This is a genomic window from Endozoicomonas sp. Mp262 (genome assembly GCF_025643335.1).
Classification (GTDB): domain Bacteria; phylum Pseudomonadota; class Gammaproteobacteria; order Pseudomonadales; family Endozoicomonadaceae; genus Endonucleibacter.
Genome location: NZ_CP092489.1, coordinates 3561058 through 3579261, shown reverse-complemented (window position 1 = coordinate 3579261; position 18204 = coordinate 3561058). Strand labels below are relative to the sequence as shown.

The 18204-nt window shown below is 49.4% G+C and carries 12 protein-coding genes; 1 reads left to right on the top strand and 11 read right to left on the bottom strand.

Annotation, left to right across the window (positions count from 1 at the left end; all coding sequences use genetic code 11):
- Window positions 1-614: 614 nt before the first annotated feature.
- Entirely contained in the window at window positions 615-1310 is a 696-nt protein-coding gene (locus tag MJ595_RS15565) for a hypothetical protein (protein WP_263078885.1), read from the top strand.
- Here MJ595_RS15565 and ygjK read toward each other — a convergent pair.
- The 11 genes from ygjK to ispC form a co-directional block, all read right to left on the bottom strand.
- The gene (gene ygjK, locus MJ595_RS15560) at window positions 1299-3929 is read right to left on the bottom strand and encodes an alpha-glucosidase (RefSeq protein WP_263078884.1); all 2631 of its coding nucleotides are present in this window, start codon (window positions 3927-3929) and stop codon (window positions 1299-1301) included. The two genes, MJ595_RS15565 and ygjK, sit on opposite strands and share 12 nt — an antisense overlap.
- A 684-nt stretch (window positions 3930-4613) precedes the next feature.
- Complete coding sequence (dnaE, locus tag MJ595_RS15555) at window positions 4614-8123, bottom strand: DNA polymerase III subunit alpha (protein WP_263322523.1); 3510 nt, start codon at window positions 8121-8123, stop codon at window positions 4614-4616.
- 165 nt (window positions 8124-8288) lie between these two features.
- On the bottom strand, window positions 8289-8897 hold the full coding sequence (rnhB, locus tag MJ595_RS15550; RefSeq protein WP_263078882.1) for a ribonuclease HII: 609 nt from the start codon (window positions 8895-8897) through the stop codon (window positions 8289-8291).
- The gene (gene lpxB, locus MJ595_RS15545) at window positions 8878-10062 is read right to left on the bottom strand and encodes a lipid-A-disaccharide synthase (protein ID WP_263078881.1); all 1185 of its coding nucleotides are present in this window, start codon (window positions 10060-10062) and stop codon (window positions 8878-8880) included. The genes rnhB and lpxB overlap by 20 nt, the downstream gene beginning before the upstream one ends.
- Before the next feature lie 3 nt (window positions 10063-10065).
- Entirely contained in the window at window positions 10066-10869 is an 804-nt protein-coding gene (gene lpxA / locus MJ595_RS15540) for an acyl-ACP--UDP-N-acetylglucosamine O-acyltransferase (RefSeq protein WP_263078880.1), read from the bottom strand.
- Window positions 10870-10871: 2 nt separating this feature from the next.
- Window positions 10872-11312, bottom strand: coding sequence for a 3-hydroxyacyl-ACP dehydratase FabZ (gene fabZ / locus MJ595_RS15535; protein ID WP_263078879.1), 441 nt, complete (start codon window positions 11310-11312; stop codon window positions 10872-10874).
- Between the two features lie 225 nt (window positions 11313-11537).
- Window positions 11538-12557: a UDP-3-O-(3-hydroxymyristoyl)glucosamine N-acyltransferase gene (lpxD, locus tag MJ595_RS15530; protein WP_263078878.1), complete on the bottom strand. Its 1020-nt coding sequence runs from the start codon at window positions 12555-12557 to the stop codon at window positions 11538-11540.
- A gap of 3 nt (window positions 12558-12560) precedes the next feature.
- Window positions 12561-13073 carry an OmpH family outer membrane protein gene (locus MJ595_RS15525; RefSeq protein WP_263078876.1) on the bottom strand — a complete coding sequence of 171 codons (513 nt, stop codon included), beginning with the start codon at window positions 13071-13073 and terminating at the stop codon, window positions 12561-12563.
- Window positions 13074-13193: 120 nt separating this feature from the next.
- Complete coding sequence (gene bamA / locus MJ595_RS15520) at window positions 13194-15536, bottom strand: outer membrane protein assembly factor BamA (RefSeq protein ID WP_263078874.1); 2343 nt, start codon at window positions 15534-15536, stop codon at window positions 13194-13196.
- 46 nt (window positions 15537-15582) lie between these two features.
- Window positions 15583-16959, bottom strand: a complete 1377-nt coding sequence (gene rseP, locus MJ595_RS15515) for a sigma E protease regulator RseP (RefSeq protein WP_263078873.1) — start codon at window positions 16957-16959, stop codon at window positions 15583-15585.
- A gap of 57 nt (window positions 16960-17016) precedes the next feature.
- The gene (gene ispC / locus MJ595_RS15510) at window positions 17017-18204 is read right to left on the bottom strand and encodes a 1-deoxy-D-xylulose-5-phosphate reductoisomerase (protein WP_263078872.1); all 1188 of its coding nucleotides are present in this window, start codon (window positions 18202-18204) and stop codon (window positions 17017-17019) included.

Sequence of the window (18204 nt, the reverse complement as noted above, 5' to 3'; positions counted from 1 at the left end):
CCATCCCAAAGCCAGATAAAAAAAGCTCAAGCAAATAAAGACACCTTTATCTACCATTTTTTACTTATAATCAGAACCACCCGCAAAGCAGGTGGTATGATGAAAGCCCCACCGAGGGGACTATAATTAATTCATCCGTCAGTAAATCACACAAATCCTGTCAGAAACAATAACAACTTAGTTAGCAGAAAAAGAAGATCATTCATTCCATACATTTAAGCTATTAGCACTACTTTTCAAACAATGTCTAAAGTAAAAATCAGGTAACAAATGTCGATAAAAATGTTAACGATTCTAATCAATCCATAAAATCCAAACCTGATAAACTCCAGGAACTCTTTAAATCGTTCAAATCCGGATTTACAGGGCTACCCGGGAAAATCCAGGGCAGGTTTCAAACACTTCAAAGACATCCCGCTAGCCAGACACCTCACTTAAAACCCCAATCCGCCAAAGCTTACGCCGTAACCGCAGCACCACCAGAAAGTATTGATGCGAAAGCACAGCTCGCCGTTGATGCTGAACTTGCAGCATACCCATACCATCGATCCTTCGATAGAATCACCGAAGCCTCATTATCAGCCAGGGAGGCTGATCCGGAATTTTTTTCCGGCATGGCTTACTGGGATACGGCCCGGGAGTTGGCTCAAGATGCAGGAAAAGCCGCCGGGATTCCCACAAAAGGGGCTAAAGGCTTTATCTTTGATAAAAAATCCGGCTTAACTGCCTATGTCCTGCAAAATGCCAGCACTGTCCCTCCGGAAATACGTGTGGTATTTGGTGGCACCACATCTGGAGAACATACCGGCGGTTTGGGCAAACGCTCCCTGCTCAATGGAGCATTTTCTCTAAGGCAGTGGATAGCCAACGCTAAAAATGCCCTTTTAGGACAAACCCCGGACAGCTATAGACAAGCCGCAGAAATCACTCAGCACGTACAAAATATGATAAAAACCGATCCACGTTACACCGGTTTTGAACTTAAGGTATCCGGGCACTCCAAAGGGGGAGGTGAAGCCGAATATGCAGCCCTGTGCCTTGAAGATCCAGTGGAGGCCATTTGCTTTTCCAGCGCGGAGCTAGGAAAAGCAATGAGAGGGGATATTAGTGAAGAGAGAAAAGCAACAGCAGCTCGATATGTCACCCACTACAAAATCAAAGGTGACCCGGTGCCCAACCTTGGCAACATAGCCGGAGAGCTGGGACACCTGGGCAAGGTGGTTACCCTACCAGCAGAACATGCCTGGAATAGCCCTATCGATCGCCATGACAAGTTTACCCGGCATATACGACATTTTTTAAATACCTGATACTGGGTGCATAACATTTTTATACATCATATAAAAATGGGCAGCGCTCCAGCCAAAGTTACTGGCACCTTGCACAGCACCGGTTTCCGGATTGTAGTTTTCCCGAATGGCACCCTCTTCCATTAACCCTTCGGCATTCATCAGGATTTTATCCATCAGGGCATTGGCATCCTGATCATAGCCGTAGTTTTTAAGACCCATCAGGCCAAAATAAACCTGATCCACCCAGACACGACCACGCCAGTATATATCCGGGCCATAGGCAGGGTTCGTCAACGCCGCAGTACCCAAAGGCACTTTGGTGTTAAACTCCTCCTCATTCATCATGACATCCCTGACGTCTTCCGCCTGTTCAGGGGTTGCGATCCTGTTAAACAGAGGCGACCAGCCCTCCGGGCCACGGCCTCGCTTAGTTAACAGCACACTACCAGATCCTGGCTGATAAAGGGCACTGTTTTTTTCACCGGTTATTTCCAGGTCATAATAAAAACCAGAATCTTTATCATACATATAAGTGTTGATATAGTTTTTTATCTGATCTGCATCGGCTTTAAACTGTTCAGCAGCACTGTCTTTGCCCAGCAAGGTAGCCATATCAGCCAGCAGCTCTTTTTCCCTGGCCAGGTAGGAGTTGATATCTACGGATTCCTGATTAATGGAGTAACCCAGCTTATTACCTTTATCATCGGTGTTTTGGAAGAATCGTGGCGTCCAGTCAGCACGGGCTTTTTTAAGGTGCTCTACATCATTTTTCCCATAGGCCTTATCAGCATAAGCTTTTAGTTGTGCCTCGGATATAAAGCCAAACCGCGCAGCATTATCCATACCTGATTCCCAGGCAGCACCATCCTGAGCAGGGATATGGATTGCCATTTCTCCCCAATCAGCCATATCTTCATACAATTCGGTACTTGCACACTGGTATTTGCTACCTGATTGCTTACAGAAGTTGGCAATATCAGCCTTCAGCTCATTACTGATACCACTCAGGTCGCTTTCAAACGAGAATTTCAGCTCACCCTGCTCATTATTATGGGCAGGATGCATGGTTGCACCGTATTCCACAATTCCATTGCCATTGTGGTCACGGTTTTTGTACCACCACTGATGATAACTCACCAGCTTAGGGTACATCTCCTCAATCCAGGCCCTGGCGTCGTCTTCCCGCTTCTGCTCAATCAGCCCCTGATAAACCTCCCATACTGACCAGGACGCCAGCGATGGCTTGGTATTTCGTTCATTCCAGTTACCGCCGTCATAATGCTCCCTATGCTTTAAGTGGCGCGTCTGGTCATTATTAAACGGTTTCAGTTTACGGTCAGGCTCAATATTCGGGAATACCACATCAATCAACATGCCGGCATCCTGGGGGCGAATACGGTCTTTATCTGTCACCTGATAATCAAACATGGCACGAACATTATTCATGGCCAACTCAGGGTTAATATGAGCCAGGGCATAAACATGCTTCCAGCTATCCCAGGGCCAGATCCCCCCCGCAAACCAGGGCGCTGTATAAGACGGGGTTACACCGTCTTTTTCCAGGAAGCCATAGGCTGAACGCCAGTTAGTATGGAGGGTCTGAATGGCTTTAACCGCCAACCGCTGCTCTTTTTCATCCGCTTCGGTATTGGTAAGCGCATTGTTCAGATAACCTTCCCAGCGGGCGACAGATTGCTCAAAGCGCTGCGCTGCACTGCCCAGCACAGCATCAACCTTAATTCTGGTTTGGTCGTACTCCTTCTGGTCATGAACATAGGACTGTGCACTCCAGACCACAGTCGACCCACCTGCACCCAAGGCTATCGGAGCGGATGATGCCTGATACCCCAGAATTTCATTACTTTGTTCAACCGTGGGCAGGCTGCGCTGGATAAAGAACCGGGCGCCCTCCTGGGTCAGCAGGTTCCAGGTATCCCGCTGGCGGTTTAAACGAACATCAACTCCATCGGCATTAACAGCCAGGATTCGGAAATCTTCACCATAACGTTCCGTCACCGTACTGCTATCTTTGCCATTTTGCCGGAACCAGGTTTCTGTGAGTTCACCAGACCAGTTAAATGTCAGCCGTTTACTATTACCGGTTTTATTTAATACCGTAGTCTTAACCAGGGAGATCCGCTGATCCACAAAGCGCAACTCAATGGCCACTTCCAGATCGCCAAAATCATAGCGCTGATAGAGTGCACCCGGATACGAAATTTTCTTTTTTTCAGTGGCATTAGACATGGAATACACACTGCCAGAACCCGTATCTGTCAGGGTTAGCTTATCCATATATTTGCCAAGCAGTGCATTATATTCCTCGGCAATAATGGAGGGGCCTGTAAAAGCTCCCTCTGTATCAGCACTATCAGGCAATAGAAAACCATGCCAGCTGCCTTTGTCAAACAGGGGGTTGTAAGCAATATTACCCTGACTATCCAAGTCTTTCATAGCGGCGGGATCACCACTGCGATTTAACACATTATCGTATTTAAGCGCCAGTTCCCCCTTGGGGTTCAGCATGCTGGTATCGTACAGGGGATTATTGTTGTCAGAATCATTATTATTGGAGCAGCCCGTAAGGGTCAGAATAGACGCTACAGAAATAGCCAGTAATGTTTTTTTAGCGGTCATCAGCCTTGATTACCTTCGAAAGATATAATGATAATTGCACGTTCTAATCACACTATTGAACAAAAACTGAGAGGCTCAGTGATGCAATCCTTTTCAGAAAGTGCGCGATGTATTCTTATGGAAGGTCTGCAAAACTTTATTTGATACACGTCAAACTTAGCGAAACTAAACGACGGTTACTTGTTTTTTTTATTATACGATAGGTCTTGCACTTCAAAATCAAATAAAAAGCACACCCGAATGGAAGGCTCCCATCTATGAATACAAGAGTTAAAAGAAATATTTTAAGAGTTTTACATTTACTAAGTGCCGTAGTCATTGGAACTTACATTTATTCTCCCTGGAGGCAACTGGAATGGTTTACATTGCTTAACCAGTTTTTCATTGTTCCGCTACTGACTATTTCCGGTTTATGGATGTGGAAAGGGCATAAAATAAAACACTTGTTTTCCGGTCATAATAAACTAAGCAACACACACTAGGGGCTGTAAATATCCATACAGCTATTGAATAGGTTGAAACACACTTATGTATTCCCAGTGGGGAAAGGATGTCGCGAAAGCCTGAATTTTCTCCGTTGTCATCCCGTACAGGGATTGTACAGGATGACGGCATTGAGTCTATTTCAGGGTTTTGCGGAACTCCCGGGACACCGGGAACAAGAGGAAAATTTAACAATTACCCCTATAAATACTCCACCCTGGCTGAATCACGACCCAACCATTTCCGCAGATTCTGAACCAACTCATCACTGGGACTCACCTGCCATTGCTCACCCAGCATCAGACTGGCGGCAGCATCTTCCCGTTGATAATCAATCTGCACCGGCAGGTGTCCCGGATACTCCCCAAGCACGCTTCCCAGCTTACTGGTAAAGCGCTGCCCCATCTGCCCTGAAACCACCTGCAATACCAATCTGCGGGCATAATGGCTACGGGCATCCACCAGATTCATAATTTTCCTTGTTCGAACTTTCAGACTACCGGAGTAATCATCATGATTCACTTCACCCTCAACCACCAGCACTGCATCCTTTTGAATCAGCGCCTGGTATTCTGTAAACGCATCAGCAAAAACAGACACTTCTATTCGACCAGTCCGGTCATCCAGGGTAATAAAGGCCATTTTATCACCCCGCTTGTTTTTCATGATACGAAGATCCACCACCAACCCGGCAATATTCTGGCTATCGCCACGGGCCGGCTGAAGGTCCTTGATCCGGTTACGGATAAAGTGCTTTATTTCGCCTTCGTATTCATCAATGGGGTGACCGGTCAGATAAAGGCCCAGTGTCTCCTTTTCACCCTGCAAACGAACTTTATCCGGCCACTCATGAATACCGGTATACTTTTCATAGACATCTTCCTTGCCAACAGGAACCAAAGCACCAAATAAATCCACATGGCCTGAATCCAGGCTTTTCGCTGCCTGCTCTGCCGCTTTCACCGCCTCACCCTGACAGGCTTCCAGCACTGCCCGGTTTTTGCCTAGTTGCTCATTACTTCCCGAACAAGGCCCTAACAAGTCAACAGCCCCTGAGCGAATAAGCGCTTCCAGAACCCGTTTATTCACCCGCTTGATATCCACCCGTTCACAGAAATCAAACAGGTCAGCAAAATCACCACCTTTGGAACGCGCCTCTACAATGGCTTCAATAGGACCCTCGCCAACGCCCTTGATAGCACCAAGGCCATAAACAATATGACCATCGTCATTAACACCAAACATATACTCGCCGCTGTTAACATTGGGAGGCAGAACGGTCAGCCCCATACTCCGGCACTCTTCGATAAAGGTCACCACCTTATCGGTGTTCTGCATATCAGAGCTCATAACCGCCGCCATAAATTCGGCAGGATAATGGGTCTTTAACCAGAGTGTTTGATAGGAGACCAGGGCATAGGCGGCAGAGTGGGACTTGTTAAAGCCATAACCGGCAAATTTCTCCACCAGGTCAAAGATTTTCATGGCTAGCTGGCCATCAACCCCTTTGTCCTTGGCACCATCCTCAAATACAGCCCGCTGCTTGGCCATCTCCTCCGGCTTTTTCTTACCCATGGCACGGCGTAACATATCCGCTCCACCCAGGGTATAGCCCGCCAGCTCCTGGGCAATCTGCATGACCTGTTCCTGATAGAGGATAATGCCATAGGTAGGCTCAAGGATGGGCTTCAGCCATTCATGCTGGTATTGAGGATCAGGGTAGGAAACCTCCTCACGGCCGTGTTTTCGGTTTATAAAGTTGTCCACCATCCCGGACTGCAGTGGTCCCGGACGGAATAGCGCCACCAATGCGATGATATCCTCAAAACAGTCAGGCAGAAGCCGTTTGATGAGGTCTTTCATCCCTCGGGATTCCAGCTGAAAAACGGCAGTGGTTTCACCTTTTTTCAGTAGGCTGTAGGAGTCAGAATCCGCCAGGTCAATCTGCATGATATCCAGCGGCTCTTCCCCGCGCTGCTGACGCCGGGGATTAATCATTTTCAGGGCCCAGTCAATAATGGTCAGGGTTCTCAGGCCCAGAAAGTCAAATTTCACCAGACCGGCGGACTCAACATCATTTTTATCAAACTGGGTAACCACGCCATGACCATGTTCATCGCAGTAGAGCGGGGCAAAGTCGGTCAGCTTGGTGGGGGCAATAACCACCCCCCCGGCATGCTTACCCACATTTCGGGTCACCCCTTCCAGTTTCAGGGCCATTTCCCAGATTTCCCGGGCTTCTTCATCCTGCTCCAGAAAATCCCGGATCATCTCTTCCTGTTCATAGGCCTTATTCAGGGTCATGCCTATTTCAAAGGGAATCATTTTGGACAGTTTATCGGCCAGGCCATAAGACTTGCCCTGAACCCGGGCCACATCCCGAACCACTGCCTTGGCCGCCATAGTACCAAAGGTAATAATCTGGGAAACCGCATCTTTTCCATAGGTACGGGCAACGTAATCAATGACCTGGTCACGGCCATCCATGCAGAAGTCCACATCAAAGTCTGGCATGGAGACCCGCTCGGGATTCAAAAATCGCTCGAACAGCAGGTCATATTCAATAGGGTCAAGATCGGTGATCTTTTGGGCATAGGCCACCAGCGACCCGGCACCGGAACCCCGGCCCGGCCCAACGGGAATACCATTATTTTTAGACCACTGGATAAAGTCCATTACGATCAGAAAGTAACCGGGGAATCCCATTTGCAGGATAATATTCAGCTCAAAATCCAGTCGTTCCCTGTAGACTTTTTCTTTGCTGGCATACTCCGGATCCTTTTTATCCAGGATAACGGCCAGCCTTTCTGTAAGCCCCTCATGGGAAAACTCCCGGAAAAACTGATCCATGGTTTTCCCTTCAGGAATAGGGAATTCCGGCAGGAAATATTCTCCCAGCCTCACATCAATATTGCAGCGACGGGCAATCTCAACGGTGTTTTCAATGGCTTCAGGAATATCCGAAAATAGCTCCAGCATTTCCTCTTCAGACTTGAGGTACTGTTCCTCCGAGTAACGCTTAAGCCGGCGGGGATCATCCAGAGCGGCTCCCTCGCCAATGCAAACCCTTGCTTCATGGGCCTCAAAATCATCCCTGGATAAAAACATCACATCATTGGTGGCCACCACCGGACAATCGTATTCGCCAGCCAGTGCCACCGCACTGTGCAGATAATCCTCATCGCCCCTGCGATGGGTTCGCTGTAACTCCAGATAAAAACGGTCAGGAAAAGCCCCCATCCATTCTGCAAGACTGTCATGGGCCATGCGCTCATTACCCGCCAGCAAGGCCTGCCCCACTTCGCCTTCCCGACCACCGGACAAGGCGATCAATCCGCCCGATTTTTCTTTTACCCATTCTCGCTTAACGATGGCTTTACCATGGTGCTGGTTTTCAAGGAAGGCCTGGGAAATCAACTCGGTCAGGTTACGATAACCGGTTTCATCCATACACAGCAAAACCAGTCGGGTAGGCTCATGGTCATCATCCAGGTGGGTTACCCAGAGGTCTGCACCGCAAATAGGCTTGATACCAGCCCCCATGGCACCATTATAAAACTTAACCAGTGCGCACAGGTTTGACTGGTCGGTTACCGCCACCGCAGGCATACCTGCCTCGGTAATCGCCTTAAGCAGCGGCTTAATGCGAACCAACCCGTCGCTGAGGGAAAATTCAGTATGGAGTCTCAGATGAACAAAGCGTGCAGACATGGTATCCATGAGATAGGTTTTGAAGGTTCTTTATTCTAGCAGTCAGGGGAAGCAGTGATCCAGATGATTACCGGGAGCTGACCTTATTTATTCTCCTGATGACAGAAAATCGTTGTCCTTCAGGTCGTCCTCACCCACCAACCCGATACGACAATGCATTGACAATCAGGCCATGCCTAAAAGAACAGCAACAGGCTTAAAGGAGCGTCGATAAATCGGGGTTGGCCCCAGCTTCCTCAACGCCTCAAGATGCGCTTTAGTAGGATAGCCCTTATGACCTGCAATGCCATAGCCGGGATATTGCAGATCCATTTCCACCATCTCCCTGTCCCTGGCAACTTTGGCAAGAATAGAGGCGGCAGCAATCTCGGGCACCTTGCTGTCCCCCTTGACAATGGCCTCAGCCTGACAGGGCAGGGAAGGACAACGATTGCCGTCAATCAATGCCAGGCCGGGTTTTACTTTCAGGCCCAGCACCGCCCGCTGCATAGCCAGCATACTGGCATGGAGAATATTAAGTTGATCAATCTCCTCCACCTCGGCGCGGCTGATGCACCAGGCCAGGCTTTTCTGGCAAATCTCATCAAACAGCTGTTCCCGCTTTTTTTCAGACAGCTTTTTAGAGTCATTAAGCCCTTCAATGGGTTTACTGGCATCCAAAATAACGGCAGCAGCAACCACCGGACCACATAAGGGACCTCTGCCCACTTCATCCACTCCAGCAACCAAAACCTGTTGGGAGTGAACCTCAAAATCAAGCGCACTTTGTTGCATGATGAGACTCTATCACTGATTTAACCGCGCCATAGGCCAGCTCACTGGCATTGCGTTTAAGCTGTTGATGTATCTTTTCAAACTCATGAACGAGTTCTTTCTGATATGCCTGATCAAACAGGGCTCGCTGCATGGCCTTACACAGGTTTTCCGGAGTGGCCTCATCCTGTAGCAACTCTGGCACCAGCTCCCTGCCCGCCAGCAAGTTTGGCAAGGCCACATGCTCAACCTTAACCAGTCGTTTGGCAATGGCAAATGTGAGCGCACTCATACGATAACTGACCACTAATGGACGCTTATGCAAAGCGGCTTCAAGGGTTGCCGTTCCCGAGGCAATCAGGATCGCATCGGATGCTGCCATAACATCTGATGCCCTGCCATCAAACAGGGTGATATCCAGATCTTTATAGTTCTCCAACATCTGCAGGAGCTGAACTTTTCGCTTATCATTGGCACAGGGAACAATAAAACGAACACTGGGAACCTCTTTCCTTAGCATCCGCGCCGTGGTCAAAAACAGTTCACCCAGGCGGGCCACTTCTGCCTTCCGGCTACCAGGAAGCACACCGACAACCAATCCCTGCCTGGCAATAGACAAAGACTGTCGTGCTTTTCCCTTATCCGGAGAAAAAGCCACCTTGTCCGCCAGTGGATGCCCCACAAAGGTAACATCCACATCATGTCCCTGATAGTAACTGGCCTCAAAAGGCAATAAGGCCAGCATATGATCCACCGAACGCTTGATTTTTTTCAAACGCCCTTCCCGCCATGCCCATACCTGTGGGCTGACATAGTGGGTGGTGGGAATGCCTGCGGCCTTGAGTTGTTTTTCCAGTCCCAGGTTAAAATCAGGGGCGTCAATGCCAATAAAGATATCCGGTGGGTTTTGTATCAGCTGATCCCCCAGTTGCCGTCGGATACCCACCAGCTCCTTCAAGCGACCCAATACTTCTACCAGTCCCATGACAGAGAGCCTGTCCATGGGAAACAGGCTATCAAACCCCTCCCCCTGCATCAGCGGGCCACCAATGCCATAGCAATGGACGTCAGGGTGGTGACGTTTGATTTCCTTAATCAGGCCGGCAGCTAATATATCGCCTGAGGCTTCGCCGGCCACCATTGCCACTTGAAGTGGTCTTTTTTGATCAGCTAAAGGCTTAGTCATGGGTTAGCGGGTAATCCCCCGGGTAGAGGCCTTCAGGGAATCAATAAGCAACTGGACCTCAGGGCCGGGATTCATACTCTCCAGCCGGTCAATGGCCTCAACAGTGCGGAGTCCCTGACGGTAAATAATTTTGTAGCAGTTCTTCAGGGTGCGTATCAACTCTTTATCATACCCCCTTCTGCGCATTCCTTCGTAATTCATTCCGTGGGCTGCAGCGGGATTGCCACTAACCATGACAAAGGCGGGGACATCTTTAAAAATAGTGGAGTTGCCTGCGCTCATACTGTAAGAGCCAACCACGGCAAACTGATGGACACCGGTAAAGCCCCCCAGAATGACTCCGTCACCAATCACCACATGGCCACCCAGGGTCGAGTTATTGGCCAATACACAGTGGTTCCCAATAATACAGTCATGGGCAATATGGACATACGCCATAAACAGGTTATTGCTACCAATCCGGGTTACCCCTTCATCCTGAACAGTTCCCCGGTGAAGCGTACAGCCTTCACGAATAATATTATTATCCCCTATCTCCAGACGGGTGGGCTCATCAGCAAATTTTTTATCCTGACAGGCTTCACCCACACTGGCGAACTGGAATATACGATTGTTGCGGCCAATACGGGTAGGGCCTTTTATAACAACATGGGAATGAATCACAGTACCCGATGCAATTTCCACATCCGGGCCTATATATGTCCAGGGGCCTACTTGCACATCATCAGCCAGCCTTGCACTGGGGTCCACAATGGCTGTCGGATGAATCCCGGTTTTTGAATCGTTACTGAAACGGGAATCGTTCAAGTCTAAAGCTCCTTTCTCGCACAGGTAATTTCAGCAGAACAGACTATCTTACCATCAACCACTGCTTCACAGGAAAATTTCCAGATATTCCTTTTGCGAACCAGGTACTGCGCCTTCAAAATCACCTGATCACCCGGTACCACCGGCTGCTTAAATCGAACCTTGTCGGCACCGGCAAAGTAATAGATGGAATTTTCCTCAGGCTCACTGTCCACAATCTGGTAACCCAGGATGCCTGCCGCCTGTGCCATAGCCTCGATAATCAAAACACCCGGCATAATCGGATGGTTGGGAAAGTGTCCATTAAAAAATGGCTCATTGATAGTAACGTTTTTGATACACTCAATCGTATTGTCATCCAGATTAACATTAACCACCCGGTCTACCAGCAAGAAGGGATACCGATGGGGTAAAATCTCCCTGATTTCATCAATTCTGATCATGTGTTACCAACTCAAATAATCAAATACTGAAAAAGGCTGGTAAAACCAGCCTTTTTACAAAACACGGATTCGCTCATAGCCAAACTACCAGTGGCAATATAAGCACTCAGGCGTCACATCACCGGAAGTTAGCCCTTGAGAGGCTGTTCATGATCTTTCTGCGAGCTGCAAACGATCATGAACAGCCTCTGAGAAAAACAGGCAGTGCTTTCACAGAAAGCAAGATCACTGTTTTTCAAGACGCCTCAATCGCCTGGCCATATCATCCAGCTGTCGGAACCGAACGACATTTTTCCGCCAGTCCCTCACTGCCATAAAGCCAGTACCGGAGGCATAGGCCCCCGGCTCACTGATAGAGCGGGTCACCATGGCCATTCCTGCAATATGCACATTATCAGCAATTTCAAGGTGACCTGCAAAACCGGCAGCACCGGCAATAGTGCAGTTTTCGCCAATATGGGTACTTCCTGAAATGCCGGTCAGGGCCGCAATGGCGGTATTTTTGCCAATGACCACGTTATGGGCGATCTGAATCAGGTTATCAAGCCTCACACCATCCCCAATAACGGTATTGCCAAGGGCGCCACGATCAATACAGGTACATGAGCCGATTTCAACGTCGTCACCAATAACCACGCCACCAATCTGGGCAATCTTGAACCAGCGGCCCTTATCCCGGGCATTGCCAAAGCCATCACTGCCAATCACGGCACCACAGTGGATTATAACCCGTTCACCAATACTGACACCGTGACAAATGGTAACATTACGCGCCAGATGCGTATCCCTGCCAATTATTGAATCATGGCCGATCACCACACCCGCCTCGATATGAACGCCCTCGGCTATCTCCACACCAGCCTCAATCACTGCATTCGCACCGACAATCACATCAGGATGAACCCTGGCATCCGGACTGATTACAGCACTGGGATGAACACCTTCACCTGCCCCCTTGGCCGGATCAAACAGGTGAGACAGCCTGGCATAACCAAGATAAGGGTTATCCATTATCAGGGCATTACCATCAAACCCCACAGCATTATCAGGGGCAAGAATCACCGCCCCGGCAGCTGTTGACTGCAAATAGCGGGCATACGCGGGATTGGCTAGAAAACTTAATTCCGTATCACCGGCATCCTGAAGGGTATTTAGTCCGGTAATCACCTTGGCAGCCTCCCCTTGCAGGGAGGCTCCACTTTGTTCTGCCAGGTCTGCCAGCGTGTAAATAGTATGTTGCTTCATCAATTACTTCATCTGGTTCAGGCGCTCAATAACCTTCCTGGTAATATCAAATTCAGCCTTAACATAACGCACTGCGCCACGTTCAAGCACCATATCATAGTTCAGCTCCTGAGAGACTTTCTCAACAGCCTGGTCCAGCTTGGGACGCAACTTGCCTAGCTCGGCCTGGTCTGACTTGGCCTTATCCATCCGCAGCTGACGATCCTGAAGTTGAAAGTCTTCATATTTACGTTTAATTTCCAGTTGCTTGCTTTCCCTTTGTGCCTCAGTCATGGCAGGGCCATCTTTCTGCAACTGTTGTTCAATCTTCTTAATATCTTCCTGGAGGGTCTTCAGCTTTTTGATGCGTGGCGCAAACAGGGCCTCAGAGTCCTTGGCATACTTTTTAGCCGAGTCAGACTCCAGCACCGCCATTTCGGAGTCAATTACAGCAATGCGCATTCCTGCATCCTTTGCATGCCCAACCAGAGGGAGCAGCATCATTACAGACAATAAAGCCAGTCTAATTTGTTTCAAGTGAGTTCTCCTGATGGTTTTTAACTGTTTTGATCTTAAAAACGGCTTATTATAATGAAAAGGCGCGTCACCGCACCCTTTCAAACACCTGTTTTTTCAGGTTTTGTCAGATATTTACACCTAGAAAGGGGTACCCAGGGAGAACTGGAACACCTGGGTTTCATCCTTATCCTTGGAGTTCAGGGCCTGGGCCAGACTGAATGTTAACGGACCCAGTGGCGTAATCCAGGTGAGGCCAACACCGGCACTGTACCGAAGTTCATCCAGTTTTGGCTTTGAGCACTCGTAATAATTATCGCCGTTTGCATCCTTCTTATTGCCATCACAGGATGCATCAAACACGTTACCAAAATCAAAGAACACACTGGTACGCAGTGAGCGCTGGTCTTTAACAAAAGGCAGGGGGAACAGCACTTCCACCGTACCTTCAACCACAACATCCCCCCCCATACTGTTCCAATCAGCATTATCCACCTTGTCTTCCTTGGCTTTAGGACCCAGGGTGTTGTCCTTATAGCCCCGGACAGAACCAAAGCCGCCTGCATAGAAATGCTCGAAGAACGGCATATCACTGGTGCCGCCATAGGCACCGCCATAGCCCAACCGGGTGGCAAAACGTGCGGTCAGTGACTGGGTCAGGGGTTGGAAATACTGGCCACGGTAAATCAACTTATAGAAGGTGGTGGAAGAACCCGGCACCGCCGCCTGCAGAGAGACACTCTGGGAGTAACCTCGCGTTGGCAGCAGTCCCCTGTTAAGCTCGGATTCAGACCAGCCAAGACTCGCCTTGAAGTTGGTGAAGTTATCATCCTCCTCCTTCAGGTAGTCTTTAATGATTTTTGGCGTGGAAGTCCCGGTGGATATCTTGGTTCCCTCAACCCCCATACTAAAGTTAATGGACTGGGTTTCAGACAAGGGATAACCAAAGCGCACATCACCACCCCAGGTATCCGCAGCATAGCTGGAGATATCGGAATCCTTGTAGTCATAGGTCCGGTAGTACATACCAAAACCACGACTGACCCCATCCACGGTGTAATAAGGGTTGGTATAGCTGAAGTTATACAGCTGACTGATATCACTTTTATTCAGCCCGACAGATACCTTATTACCGGTGCCGAGGAAGTTACTCTGGCTAATGGAGCCACCCAGTAACAGACCATCAGACTGGGAGTAACCCACACTGGCGGTAATGCTGCCGGAAGGCTGTTCCTCAACGGTATAGTTCACATCAATCTGGTCACTGGTGCCTGGCACCGGTGGTGTTTCAACATTAACCTCCCGGAAGTAACCCAGCCGCTCAAGGCGAACCTTGGACTGCTCAATTTTCTGGGTATTGGCGGAAGCCCCTTCAAGCTGGCGCATTTCACGGCGCAGCACTTCATCATCCGTCTTGGTATTACCGGTAAAGTTAATTCGACGGACATAGGCACGACGACCGGGATCAACAAAAAAGGTCAATGCCACGGTTTTATTGTCATGATCAGGCCTGGGAATTCCCGTCACATTGGCAAAGGTATAACCCTCATTACCCAGACGCCGGCTTAGCACTTCCTCCGTGGTGGTGATAACCTTTCTGGAAAATGTCTGGTCAGACTTGGCCAGCAACAGTTTTTTGGCCTCTTCTTCCGGAATAATCAGGTCGCCCGCTAATTTAACGTCGCTGATTGTGTACTTATCCCCTTCATCCACGTTTACCGTAATGTAGACACTGTCTTTATCCGGACTGATGGAGACCTGGGTCGAGGTAATATTGAAGTTGATAAAGCCACGATCCAGATAGTAGGAACGCAAGCGTTCAAGGTCACCGGACAGTTTTTCCCTGGAATACTTGTCACTGGATCCGAAGAAAGAGAACCAGCCACTTTCTTTCAGTTCAAACAGGTCAATCAGTTCCTTGTTGGGGAATACCTTATTGCCCACCACATTGACGTGCTTGATGGTGGCTACCTTGCCTTCCTTAATGTTTATGGAAAGCTTGACCCGGTTTCTTGGCTGAGCCTCCAGGTCTGTGGTAATACGGGCACTATAGCGCCCCTGTGCTACATATTGGCGCTCAAGCTCCAGGCGGATGGCCTCCAGGGTTGCCTGCTGGAAAATCTCGCCGTCAGAGAGGCCGGACTTTGCTAACCCGGACTTGAGATCATCGGTCTTGATGGCCTTGTTACCCTTGATAACAATTTCACTGATGGAGGGCCGCTCAACCACAGTGACCACAAGTACCTTGCCGTCCTGCCCCATCTGGACATCCTTAAAGTACCCGGTCCGGAACAGCGCTTTAGCGGCATCGGCTACCGCCTGATTACCCACATCATCGCCCACCTCAATGGGCAGCGCATTAAAGACTGTACCGGCGGAAACCCGTTGGAGACCATCAATTCGAATATCAGTAACAACAAACGCGTGAGCGCTTGAAACATAAGCCACTGAGCCAATCAGTAGAGATAACAGTGATCGATTCATGGAATCCGTTCTTATCCGTGTTCATCTTTTACCCTGGCATACTGCTTCAGAATAACCGGCTCAAATCATTATAGATAGCCAGCATCATTACACACACTACCAAAGTTACCCCAAGTTTAAGACCCAGCATCTGGATCTTTTCAGACAGGGGCCTTCCCCTGACCAGCTCTACTATATAGAACAACAGGTGCCCCCCATCCAGTACCGGGATAGGCAGTAGATTCAGGACACCGAGACTAACACTAAGCATACCGAGAAAATACAAAAAATTCTCTAGGCCTGATTGCAATGATGCACCCGCCACCTTGGCAATAGTAATTGGGCCACCCAAATTCTTCACTGAAATCAGACCCACCACCATCTTCCAAAGTGACTGCAGTGTCATAGACGTCAATGACCAGGTAGTATCAACACCTTTGACAAAGGCTGCCACAGGGCCAAGCTGCAAGGTTCTGACCATTTCTTCCGGCCAGCTCACTGATTCAACACCAGCCCCAATATAGCCTACTTCCTGGCCATTGACTGTTTTAACTGCCGGTGTGAGCAACACCGATACCTGCCGATGATCTCTCAGCACGGTGGTAGCCAACTCAGCTCCCGGGTTGGCACGAATCAGCTCTACCCAGTGAAACCAGTCACGAACAGGCTCGCCGTTAGCACTGATAATATGATCACCCGTGACCAGGCCGGCTTTCCGGGCAGCGCCACCCTCCACCACCTCCCCCACAACCGCAGGCACTGGTGGCGTATAAGGCATAATCCCTAATGAATGGATGGGATCCGGCTGCTCATCATTGACGAGCCAGTCTTTCACTGCAATCCTGTACTTTACAGGTTCACTGACAGGAGTAAGACCGGGCTCACCCGGGCGGACAGATAATGCTATTGACCGACTTTCACCCAGGGAGGGCAACAAGGCCATACTCACCATTTGCCAGCTGGAGGTTTCCTGCCCATCAATACTGACGATTTCATCACCAGCCTGCAATCCGGCCAGTGCTGCGGGTGATGCAGGCCGAACCTCACCGATCTGTGGCAGGATGGTTCTCACCCCTACCATATACATAAGCCAGAGTGCCGCAATTGCCAGCAGAAAATTGGCAACAGGGCCTGCTGCAACAATGGCAATGCGTGACATCACCGACTGACTATTAAACGACAGATGCTGCTCTTCCGGCTTAACGGGCCCCTCCCGCTCATCCAGCATCTTCACATAGCCCCCAAGAGGGATCAGGGCCAGGGAGAACTCAGTACCATGCCGATCCACCCAGGTCCATAATGGCTTGCCAAAGCCCACGGAAAAACGCAGAACCTTTACACCACAGCGTCGAGCCACCCAAAAATGGCCAAACTCATGTATGCTCACCAAAATGCCCAGCGTTAAAATAAACGCCAACGCTGTCTGTAATGTATCCAAAATCATGCTGGTTTCCCGTCAGTGCCTTTTTTTAGACAAAAGCACCGATTTGGCACTCCAATATCATGCTATATGACTCAATCGATGAATCTGCTGCTTTGCCAGGATCCTTGCCTGACGATCAACATCCAGAACCTGATCCACACTGTCCGCTCGCGCCACTGGCAATGACTGCAAGGTAAAGTCAACCACCTCGGCAATTTTGTCAAAGCGGAGGTGTTTTACCAGGAATGCGTCCACAGCCTCTTCATTGGCTGCATTAAGCATAGCCGCAGCCGTACCGCCTGCTGAAGCTGCTTCAGTGGCCAGACGCAAACATTGATAGCGTCTCATGCATGGCTCATAAAAATCAAGATGGCCAATATCCGCCAGCGCCAAAGGGGCAACACCGGAGTCTATCCGTTCCGGCCAGGCCAGGGCGTGGGCAATGGGGGTTCTCATATCAGGATTACCCATCTGGGCCAATACCGAGCCATCGGCATAATCCACCAATGAATGAATAATACTCTGGGGATGAATAACCACTTCAACCTGGGAGGATTTTGCCCCAAACAGCCAGCAGGCTTCAATAAACTCCAGCCCCTTATTCATCATGGTGGCCGAGTCTACAGAAATTTTACGACCCATGCTCCAGTTTGGGTGGGCACAAGCCTGAGCCGGTGTAATTTCAGGGAATACGTCTATTGGTGTCTCCCTGAATGGTCCACCGGAAGCGGTTAGCAGTATACGACGAACACCCACTTTACCGAGGCCTTCCCCATAATTTCGGGGCATGCACTGAAAAATGGCATTATGTTCACTATCTATTGGCAGTAGCACAGCACCCGACTGTTTTACCGACTCCATGAACAGGGAACCCGTCATAACCAACGCTTCTTTATTGGCAAGCAGTACCTTTTTGCCAGCCTTCACCGCAGCCAGGGTCGGTAATAAACCGGCGGCACCCACAATGGCTGCCATAACAGTGTCAACGGCACTCTCTGCCGCTGCCAGAGCGATTTCATGGGCACCGGACAGCACTTCGGTCTTCAGCTTTTCATTTTTCACCGCCAGTCTCAGCTTATCAGCTGCGGCCGTATCCGCCATAACAGCTATCTCTGGCCTGAACTGGCGAACCTGCTCCAACATCAGCTGATGATTTTTCCCGGCCACCAGCGATCTCACATGATAGCGATCACTATTCCGGGCAATCACATCCAGGGTGCTTTTACCAATGGAGCCGGTTGAACCCAGCACACATATTTGTTGCAT

What these genes read in the sequence shown, in the direction of transcription:
- rnhB (WP_263078882.1), bottom strand. Translation starts at nt 8,897, where the DNA reads ATGCAACAAAGTGCGCTTGATTTTGAGGTTCACTCCCAACAGGTTTTG.
- dnaE (WP_263322523.1), bottom strand. Translation starts at nt 8,123, where the DNA reads ATGTCTGCACGCTTTGTTCATCTGAGACTCCATACTGAATTTTCCCTC.
- MJ595_RS15565 (WP_263078885.1), top strand. Translation starts at nt 615, where the DNA reads ATGGCTTACTGGGATACGGCCCGGGAGTTGGCTCAAGATGCAGGAAAA.
- ispC (WP_263078872.1), bottom strand. Translation starts at nt 18,204, where the DNA reads ATGCAACAAATATGTGTGCTGGGTTCAACCGGCTCCATTGGTAAAAGC.
- lpxD (WP_263078878.1), bottom strand. Translation starts at nt 12,557, where the DNA reads ATGAAGCAACATACTATTTACACGCTGGCAGACCTGGCAGAACAAAGT.
- bamA (WP_263078874.1), bottom strand. Translation starts at nt 15,536, where the DNA reads ATGAATCGATCACTGTTATCTCTACTGATTGGCTCAGTGGCTTATGTT.
- fabZ (WP_263078879.1), bottom strand. Translation starts at nt 11,312, where the DNA reads ATGATCAGAATTGATGAAATCAGGGAGATTTTACCCCATCGGTATCCC.
- rseP (WP_263078873.1), bottom strand. Translation starts at nt 16,959, where the DNA reads ATGATTTTGGATACATTACAGACAGCGTTGGCGTTTATTTTAACGCTG.
- lpxB (WP_263078881.1), bottom strand. Translation starts at nt 10,062, where the DNA reads ATGACTAAGCCTTTAGCTGATCAAAAAAGACCACTTCAAGTGGCAATG.
- ygjK (WP_263078884.1), bottom strand. Translation starts at nt 3,929, where the DNA reads ATGACCGCTAAAAAAACATTACTGGCTATTTCTGTAGCGTCTATTCTG.